We start from the raw sequence: 8,961 nt of genomic DNA, 5'->3' as shown, positions 1-8,961 counted from the left end.
CTACCACCATGTACATGGTGAAGTTTATTGCTCCACGGCGTTTTTGTTCAGGCTTGTTTTTCATCATGTGTTCCTTTCCTCACCTAATGACAATCTAGTTTGAAACATTGCTCTTATATTAAAAACCTTATTTAGCTAATTTCAGCAATTGATTTACAATATGATCGATCAATGCACTGGAAGTCATTATATCCGTGGACCAAGATAGCGATGTACCCACCTTTACGATATGATTGTTCTGCACAGCAGGTAGTGATTTCCAAACCGCATTATCAGCAGGTATTTCCGTATCTCCTATGGAGATCAGATAATCCCCTATGTAAGCGTCCAAGACCTCCATAGAGATATCTCCCCAATATCTATCAGTGTCAATAATATCAGTTTGAACTTTTGACGGTGCCTGCATTTGAAGTTCATTATAAACAAGCTCGCCAACCGCATGCTTGGCTCCAGCAACGTAGTTACTTTTATCACTGAATTCTCCCATCGTAATCGTCACGTCTGAAAGACCTGCATTCTGAAGGGCTAGCTTCGCCTCTTCGATTTTTCCGGCATAAGCATTCAAAACAGCCTTAGCCTCTTCCTGCTTATTCAAAACATCACCAATAAAATTTATCCGCTCTTCTGTAGTCATATCACCATAAGGGACATAAATTGTCGGGGCAATTTTGGATAAATCTTCATAATTTTCATCACCCCATGCTAAAATGATTAGATCAGGCTCAAGAGTCATGACATCTTCCGGCTCCGCTTTTATATTAATGGCGTCTTTAATCTGGTTAGCAAACACAGGTTCCGTCTCGCCCCTTGCCGCTCTTGCCACACCTAGAGGAGTTACACCTAGGGCCACCACATCACCCACCAAATAATCGACTACAACACGCTGAGGGTTGCTAGGCACCTCAACATCACCCTTTACTGTAGATATCGTTCTGGTCTGCGAGACTGCTTCTGAAGCTTTCGTCTCCGAGACTTCCGATTGTGTCGTCTGTTGTGTCTGTGCAGGCGCTTGATTCACCGTTCCTCCGTTATTCGCTGGCGTCCCCGATGTACATGCCGACAACAACAGCATCAAGCTCATTGCCGCCGCCAAAATCATTTCTTTACTTCTTACTTGTCCAAACATGGTTGATTCCCCTTCTCTATAAGACTTGACTAGATTCGCTAGTTCCATCTTATTGTAATGAAGATGAGAATCGTTATCAATACCATCAACCTGCATGGATAGTGCGTTTATTTTCCGATAATCACTTGGCGTCATCTTGTAATACTTCTTAAACATCCGAAACAGGTTTTTCTCATCTGCAAAACCAGATCCTGTTGCGATCTCTTTAATGGTTGCTTCTGTATGCTTCAAGTCATGACACGCAGCTTCAATCCTTCTCTGAATGAGATACTCCTGTAAGCTCATCCCTTCCTTCTTTTTAAACAGCCGCGTCAATTGCCCACCACTAATGCCAAACATATCGGCAATCTCTTGAAACATAATCGGCTCTCTGTAATGTTTATCAAGATATATCTTGGCAGAACAGGCTGGATCTGGCTGGAGATACCTAATCTCACCACCCTCAAAATCTCTGTACACCCCATGAATCAGTTGAAATAGAAAACTTTTGGCCTGCAGCTGATCCATCGCCTTACCGCGGTTCCAGCCATTCATCATCTGTTGAAACCAATCGAGCAGCAAGATGGGATTACTTGGCGTATAACCAAACTGTTGAATAAATGGATTCACTTGCTCCAGTAATTGCTGCAGATACTTATTGAAAAAAAGAGGTAATTCTGCTTTATAAAACATCATAAAGGTCTTCACATTTCCCCCTTTAGGCGAAATACTGAGCAGGCTCCCCTTCCCGCCGTGAACTAAACCGAAGCGCTCCATTCCAAATGTAGTTTCATTCAGTTGAATTTCCGCTTCTCCTCCACATGCATAGATAAACATGCTACTAGGCATTTTATACTGCTCTAACGGGTATTGGGGCTCTATATTCTGAAAGCGTACATCTATTAATGTAATGACCGAACGTGTCCAAATACGGGCCATCGTATCGATCATCTCTGGTGTATATACCTGGCTTGCTTCTGCTTCTTCCTGCATCTATCCGAGCTCCCTTATTTCACTTTTTTCTAATTTACTTACCGCTAATAATTGATTTTGATTATCAATATCATTTGTGTTAGATAAGTATATCATCATTAATTGACATTGGGGAGCAGGCAACGGACGTTATGCTTTTCTTCATCCTTTTAGCAGTAGTGTGCGCTAGACACGTTTGAGAGAAATATTTACTTCGTAGGATACAATCCCCTTATAACGTTACTGACGTAATTGGCACACGAGTGGTAAAAGGGCAACTAAAACAAGCAAATTTCCCAAAAAAATATCTCTTCAGCTTAAAGCCCTTGGTGGTCGGTTTATTCAAGCATAAATTCTCACAATTCCCACTTCATTCAGCGAACTGCATAAGTCATAGTTAGCACTATATAAATTATAAAATTTAGTGTATTATACCAAATATGACCAAAATATGATGTCTAGTGATTTGACCGATTGGAGACTACTCTTCAAGAAAGGATATATAAATGAAAAAAATATTTGAATTCGCCTATTACGGTGGATTGGCTGGATTTATTATTATGCGTATTTTTTTATACGACTACAAGGGCATCATGTTCGCTTTTGCTGGATTAGGTTTGATAGGATTTATAGGCAAAAAAATCATTAAATCCAAACAAGCTTCTATCAGCAGTTAGGACTGCAAAAAAACCTCCAGCTACGTTTCGGTAGACTAGAGGTTTTCTTAAAAATCTAAATTATCATCCCTTATGATTGCTCGATAACGCGAACCGCAATACTCTGCTAATTGTCGCTGGCAGCACACTGACATGACTCTCATCACAAAATTTCACCATTTCAGAATAAAAGCCTTTTTCCGCAAGGGGCAGCAGCCGCTCAGCAAGCTGTTCTGCATCCTTCACCATAGCGGGAAGCTCGTCTGCACCAATAGTGAGCATCAACCTCGGTAGATTGCCCTCTTTTATGAAACTCTTCTCAAAAGCTTCGGCTTCCTCCAGCACAGCAAGCAGCGTCACAACATCATTGATGATTTTTCCATAAGCAATCAGTCTGCTTACCCATCCATATTTTATGGCTCACAATGTGCCTCCCTTGGCTCTGTAGTAAGGTTTACTCATCATTTAATTTTTCTTTCGATATTTTCTTCTTCATCATAGTATATTTTCAAAAATAGTTACAATAAATCCCTATTCCATTCTTACATATTTGAGGATTTCAAATCAATTTTCAATTAAGCCAACATAAAAATACCGTTAACCTGGAAGTGATAAGGCTACGGCATTTTCTGCACTATTTATTTCTTTTTTAGATTCCACCGATAAACAGTTGTTAGCGTTTAGTTAATGCACGCAAAACCTCTTTCGGAAATTACCAAACTATATTTCGTTGCTTGCGCTCTTTTAAATCAAATATAATTTAAATGAAATAGGAATTTAGTCCCTTGGTACAAAAGTATTGTTATCCCTATAATCAATGGAAGAGTAACAATTCTTATTCAACTGCTCTCAGTACCTCCTCTACCTTATCGGATATATCCCTTTATACTAACAACTACAGCAAATATACGAGGAGCGACCGAATTGCACATCGATTTTTTGTTTACATTATTATTGAACATCCTCAGCTGCTTGATCCTCATTTGGTCCTTCTACAATGAGCATAAACAATTTCGGATATTTAAAAAATCCAAAAAAAATGTTCAGGTATATAATCCATCTTTCCTTATTCCCGACAAAAAATTCACTCTCACAGTGCTGTCGTATGTAGTTATCGTTACGACCTTATGGATACTGCTTATCTTTGGTTTAACGGATATCGTTTATAAGCACTGGTTTGCGTATGTTTTTCCCATTATGCTCACCACCATATTCTCTGGCGGTAAAATCAATTATTCAATTGGTGAAGATGGCGTGTACCATGCAAAAACAGTCATTCCTTGGGAGGATGTTGTTTATTATCAATTGACGGAAACAGATCCTTTTCATACGAAATTTTCACTCGACATCCACACAAAACATCAGGTTTTTCGCGGAGTAGTTCATGCCGATTCCAAAAAAAAATTACTTGTGCTGCTTCGAAATGTTCCGACTTCAGGTAATGTAGATGAAATTCCAACTGAATAGGACGGGCTAAACCGTCTTTTCCAATATAAAAAAACAAAAACAGCAGCCCTCGGGAGTCCCATGGTCTACTGTTTTTTTTGCGTTTAAGCCCTTATACCCGCGCACGAATTCCATCTATATAAGCCTTTGACTCCGCCATCTGATGCTCTTTCGCTTCTTCCATGATGATGTGTACATGCGGCTTATATTGATTCAAAAGCTTCATATACAGCTCATAATTCATCTGTCCGAGGCCAGCAGTTACGGTAGCCAGTTCGCCACTCCCGAGCAGCATGCGATCCTTCGCATGAGCCGCAATAATACGATCACCGAGCAGTTCGAACGCTTGCCCAATGACCTCATCCTGCCTCGTAAAATTAGAAGATGTCAGCAGATTGCCAGGATCAATAACGACACCGATATTGGAGGAAGGAACCTCCCCCAGCATCCGAGCCAGCTCAGGAGCCGTTCCAATCAAATGGTCGTTTGCCGCCTCTAGACCGACAAAGACGCCCCACTTCTCAGCTTCCTCTACTAACTCCTCTAATGTCACCTTCATCACGGACCAATCTCGGTCAGTGTAGTCTCCACCTTCATTCCGTCCCGTTTCCGCAGCTACCATTGGCGCTCCGAAATACTTCGCATAGCGCAGCAGCTCCTTAAAGCGATTCACATTGGCACGGCGCAGCTGCTCGTCACGTTCAAATAAATGAACATAGCAGCCAAGCACTGAAATCGAAACGCCATGCTTATCGAACTGCTCGCCGATTGCATTCGCAAGACCTGGGCTTAAGTTCCCAGGCTTGCTGAAATCGACATCGCTAATCGCCTTCCACAAAGCTAGCTGCACATGGCTGAAGCCGCTCTCCGCAACCTTAGGAGCAAGCTCCTTGTACGGCAAGCTTCCGAATAAATGAGCGAGTACACCGACTGACATCTGATCGTCTCCTTCAAGTTTAGGCGCTGCCCTCGAGTGCGACATCCACCTTCGGCGCGTACACTTTTTTGGCTAAATAAGATTGCGCAATCATGAACAACCCACCTGTTACCCAGTAAAGTGAGATAGCTGCCGGTGCCGATAGAGCGAATACGCCCATCAGTATCGGAGACAGGTAACCCATGAAAGCCATCTGCTTCTGTTGTGCAGCATTCGCATTGGGCTGCGTCGTCTGCGAAACCTTGAATTGTACAAAATAAACGAGCGCTGCGATAATCGGCAGCACAATATCCGGCGAGCCTAGCTTAAACCAAAGAAACGAATGATCTGCCAGCTCTGGCGTAAGCTTGATTGCGGAATATAGACCCATCAATATCGGCATCTGAATGAGCATTGGCAAACACCCGATAGCGAGCGGATTCACTTGGTGCTTCTGGTAAAGCTGCATCGTTTCCTGCTGCAGCTTCTGCTTGGATGCTGCATCTGATTTGTTTTTGTACTTATCTTGGAGCTGCTTGAGCTCCGGCTGAAGGATAGCCATCTTTGTTTTCATCTGGTTCTGAGATCTATACTGGCGCATCATGAGCGGCAATAGAACAAGTCTGATCATAAGTGTAATGCCAATAATCGCAAAACCGTAATTTCCGCCAAACATATCAGCCAGATATTGAAGCACCGCTGATAATGGGTAAATGACATAGTGGTTAAAAATACCCGGTGTATTTCCATCAATCGTACCACTAGCCGTACTACAGCCGCTTACTAGAAGCAGCCCTGCCAGCATCAAACCGGCCATTAATACACGTCCGTATTTTAAAGAAGTGAATACATTGTTCGTTTGCATAAAAATCCTCCTCGTTTGTTTGAAAATAGCTGAACAAACGAGTTGGAACAGTCTGCTATGTCATCATCTGGCGATTCTTTCCGCTTTACCTTGCGAACTAACCAATGATGCAGCGGTATTGAACGAATCAATACCTGCGGCAGCAAACTATACATTATACTTACAACCTGATTCCGTTCCCAGTACTCATAGGCACCAGAATGCAGATGCGAAGCGTAAGCATACGCTAATGAACAAAGTAGGCTGATTGAAATGAGATACGGTATGATGTCATGCAGTTCAAGCTCGAACAATGTACTCACCTCCCTTCATCTAAAAATAGTTTTCTTTCTATCTGGATATTATAACAGTAATTCTGATCAAATGACGACTGTCAAAATCTCGAATATGCAAACAAAAATGGCAGGCACTAATTTCTTCAATAAATGCAGTCTTTTCGCATAAATTATTCAGCATAAATATAAGTGGGTACTAATAAATATGCTGAAATTTTCACAAAAGTGGCCCATTGGTTATTTACAAAGGATAGTGAACACCATATAATTTCTAATGTTACAGGCGCATACGGCTGAAACGGAGCTATTTTATCATATACACTCATCTCGTGATGACAGATAAGCCTGTTAAACCTATCAACTTAGAAGAAAGAGGACACCATGAATCGAAAAAAGCTCAAAGTCATTTATTTATCGCTTATCGTCTTTACGGTTCTGCTAATCGGACTTGGACAAGCCTTCCCTATGGGGAAAAGCAGCGCTTATTCCGTTAGTGCAGAGAGTGCATCAAGCACTCCAGTTAATGGTCAAAAAAAGAAACTCATAATGGGCACATCCGCCGATTATCCACCTTACGAAAGCGTCGATGCCAAAAACAACGGCGAATTCGTTGGATTAGATATCGATATAGCCAAGTATATCACTAGTCAGCTCGGATACGAACTGGAAATCACACACATGGATTTCAATGGGCTTGTTGCTGCGCTTCAGACCGGCCGAGTCGACTTCGTCATGTCCGCAATGTCCGCCACGGATGAGCGCAGGCAAAATGTCGATTTCTCTGATACGTATTACGCTGCCCGCAATACGATTGTCTCAAAGAAGTCTGCACCGCTCGAAACAGAAGCTTCTTTATCGGGTAAACTAGTCGCGACGCAGCTTGGCTCCACACAGGATCTTTACGCAGAAACGATTGAAGGAGCCACGCTTAAGAAGCTTAATAAGATTCCAGATCTTATTCAAGAGCTGAACTCCGGACGTGTCGATGCGGCTATCGTAGAAGACGCTGTCGCCATTGAGATGACCAACCTTAACCCGGGTTTGGCGATGCATTTCCTGCCAGCTGAATCGGCGGAAAATGGTTATGCCATTGCATTTCCTAAGAAGTCCACTATTGTGAACGAGTTTAACGGTGTCCTCTCAAAAATGAAGGACGACGGCAAGCTCGATGAAATCGTGCAGAAATGGTTTACTGCTGAGAAGGAACAATCCAACTCTCTGCTTAATTTGAACATCGACTTCAGTATACTGAAGGGATACACTCCTTATATTCTAAAGGGTGTATATGTCACGCTGCTCTTCACCCTTGTCTCCGCATTGTTCGGACTTGTGTGGGGTACAGTGTTGTCCCTATTCAAAATATCCGGCATTAAGCCGCTTGAGTGGTTCGCAACCGCTTATACATCTATATTCCGCGGCACGCCTCTGCTTGTACAACTGACCATTATTTATTATGCAACGCCGCAGCTATTCAATTACGATATACCTGCGTTAATGGCTGCCGGCCTTGCCTTCGGACTCAATTCAGCTGCCTATTTGTCAGAAACGATCCGCGGCGGCATAATGGCCGTGGACAAAGGGCAGCGCGAAGCTGCCATTGCACTCGGCATTCCGTACCGGAAGATGATGCTTCGCATTATATTCCCGCAGGCGCTTCGTAATATTTTGCCGGCGCTCGTGAACGAATGTGTTGCTTTGCTTAAGGAATCGTCACTCGTATCTGTCATTGGGGTATCCGATTTGATGCGCCGTGCAGATGTAGTACGCTCCACTGAGTTCCGCTCCATTGAAGTGTTATTATTTATAGCTGCAATCTATTACGTGCTTGTGCTTGTCTTAACATCCTTTGCTCGAATGCTTGAAAGGAGGCTGCGCCGCAGTGATTAATGTAACCGACTTAACTAAAACCTTCGGCAAAAACCAAGTGCTAAAAGGTATTACAACAACCGTTGAAAAAGGAGAGGTTGTTGCTCTAATCGGACCATCCGGCTCAGGGAAATCCACCTTTCTACGTTGTTTAAATATGCTGGAGACGCCAACTTCCGGCGAAATTACAATAGATGGAACAGCCATTACCGACCCCAAAACAAATATTGCCCGCGTGCGGCAGCGGATCGGCATGGTATTCCAGCACTTTCACCTATTTCCGCATATGACCGTGATCGACAATATTACGTTTGCTCCGATTCAGGTCAAAGGAGTATCGCAGCAGGAAGCCCGTAAGAAAGCGATGGAGCTGCTAGCTCGCGTAGGTCTCTCGGACAAAGCAGATAGTTATCCATCCCGCTTATCCGGCGGACAGAAGCAGCGCGTTGCGATCGCAAGAAGCTTAGCGATGGAGCCCGACATCCTGCTGTTCGATGAGCCAACCTCTGCGCTTGATCCTGAGATGGTCAAAGAGGTGCTTAATGTTATTCGCAGCCTTGCCGACAGCGGCATGACGATGCTTATTGTTACGCATGAAATGAAGTTTGCCCGTGAAGCTGCGGACACGATTTATTTCCTAGATAACGGCAAGCTTGTTGAAAAAACGAAGCCTGAGCAGTTTTTCACTAAGCCGCAAAGCGAGAGAGCTGCACGTTTCCTGGAGCAGGTGCTTTAAATTAGCTTATTAAGGATAACAGGTGCTAAGCGCACATTTAAACAAAGCTCTGCGGCTCATTCTGCCGCAGAGCTTTCTCTTTTATACGCTACTCCTTCCGATCAACAAGCGACTCCATCTCAAC

Annotated in this window: 9 protein-coding genes; 4 read left to right on the top strand and 5 right to left on the bottom strand. The window is 43.2% G+C overall.

What is annotated here, in order from left to right; genetic code table 11:
• Nucleotides 1-127: 127 nt before the first annotated feature.
• Nucleotides 128-2,098, bottom strand: coding sequence for a helix-turn-helix domain-containing protein (locus AC1DSE_RS24265; protein ID WP_477511262.1), 1,971 nt, complete (start codon nucleotides 2,096-2,098; stop codon nucleotides 128-130).
• 485 nt (nucleotides 2,099-2,583) lie between these two features.
• Here AC1DSE_RS24265 and AC1DSE_RS24260 point away from each other — a divergent pair, with 485 nt between their 5' ends.
• Nucleotides 2,584-2,754 (top strand): hypothetical protein, encoded by a 171-nt coding sequence (locus AC1DSE_RS24260; RefSeq protein ID WP_339205489.1) that lies wholly within the window; start codon nucleotides 2,584-2,586, stop codon nucleotides 2,752-2,754.
• Nucleotides 2,755-2,817: 63 nt separating this feature from the next.
• On the opposite strand, the gene AC1DSE_RS24255 is transcribed toward AC1DSE_RS24260, so the two are convergent.
• Complete coding sequence (locus AC1DSE_RS24255; protein WP_477511263.1) at nucleotides 2,818-3,093, bottom strand: hypothetical protein; 276 nt, start codon at nucleotides 3,091-3,093, stop codon at nucleotides 2,818-2,820.
• A gap of 564 nt (nucleotides 3,094-3,657) precedes the next feature.
• Between AC1DSE_RS24255 and AC1DSE_RS24250 the strand changes: the two genes are divergently transcribed.
• Entirely contained in the window at nucleotides 3,658-4,200 is a 543-nt protein-coding gene (locus AC1DSE_RS24250; RefSeq protein WP_441874622.1) for a DUF5673 domain-containing protein, read from the top strand.
• 91 nt (nucleotides 4,201-4,291) lie between these two features.
• On the opposite strand, the gene AC1DSE_RS24245 is transcribed toward AC1DSE_RS24250, so the two are convergent.
• The 3 genes from AC1DSE_RS24245 to AC1DSE_RS24235 are packed head-to-tail and all read right to left on the bottom strand — an operon-like array spanning nucleotide 4,292 to nucleotide 6,253.
• The gene (locus tag AC1DSE_RS24245; protein WP_441874621.1) at nucleotides 4,292-5,116 is read right to left on the bottom strand and encodes a sugar phosphate isomerase/epimerase family protein; all 825 of its coding nucleotides are present in this window, start codon (nucleotides 5,114-5,116) and stop codon (nucleotides 4,292-4,294) included.
• A 19-nt stretch (nucleotides 5,117-5,135) separates the two neighbouring features.
• Nucleotides 5,136-5,960 carry a membrane protein insertase YidC gene (yidC, locus tag AC1DSE_RS24240; RefSeq protein ID WP_076266344.1) on the bottom strand — a complete coding sequence of 275 codons (825 nt, stop codon included), beginning with the start codon at nucleotides 5,958-5,960 and terminating at the stop codon, nucleotides 5,136-5,138.
• Nucleotides 5,930-6,253: a hypothetical protein gene (locus AC1DSE_RS24235; RefSeq protein WP_076266345.1), complete on the bottom strand. Its 324-nt coding sequence runs from the start codon at nucleotides 6,251-6,253 to the stop codon at nucleotides 5,930-5,932. The genes yidC and AC1DSE_RS24235 overlap by 31 nt, the downstream gene beginning before the upstream one ends.
• Before the next feature lie 363 nt (nucleotides 6,254-6,616).
• Between AC1DSE_RS24235 and AC1DSE_RS24230 the strand changes: the two genes are divergently transcribed.
• Complete coding sequence (locus tag AC1DSE_RS24230) at nucleotides 6,617-8,122, top strand: ABC transporter substrate-binding protein/permease (protein ID WP_441874620.1); 1,506 nt, start codon at nucleotides 6,617-6,619, stop codon at nucleotides 8,120-8,122.
• Nucleotides 8,115-8,837 (top strand): amino acid ABC transporter ATP-binding protein, encoded by a 723-nt coding sequence (locus AC1DSE_RS24225; protein ID WP_430056719.1) that lies wholly within the window; start codon nucleotides 8,115-8,117, stop codon nucleotides 8,835-8,837. The genes AC1DSE_RS24230 and AC1DSE_RS24225 overlap by 8 nt, the downstream gene beginning before the upstream one ends.
• Nucleotides 8,838-8,961 lie beyond the last annotated feature (124 nt).

The sequence above is a fragment of the Paenibacillus sp. 01L418 genome (assembly GCF_056400045.1).
The sequence above is the reverse complement of the archived record's forward strand: the minus strand, read 5'-3'. Positions and strand labels throughout refer to the sequence as shown.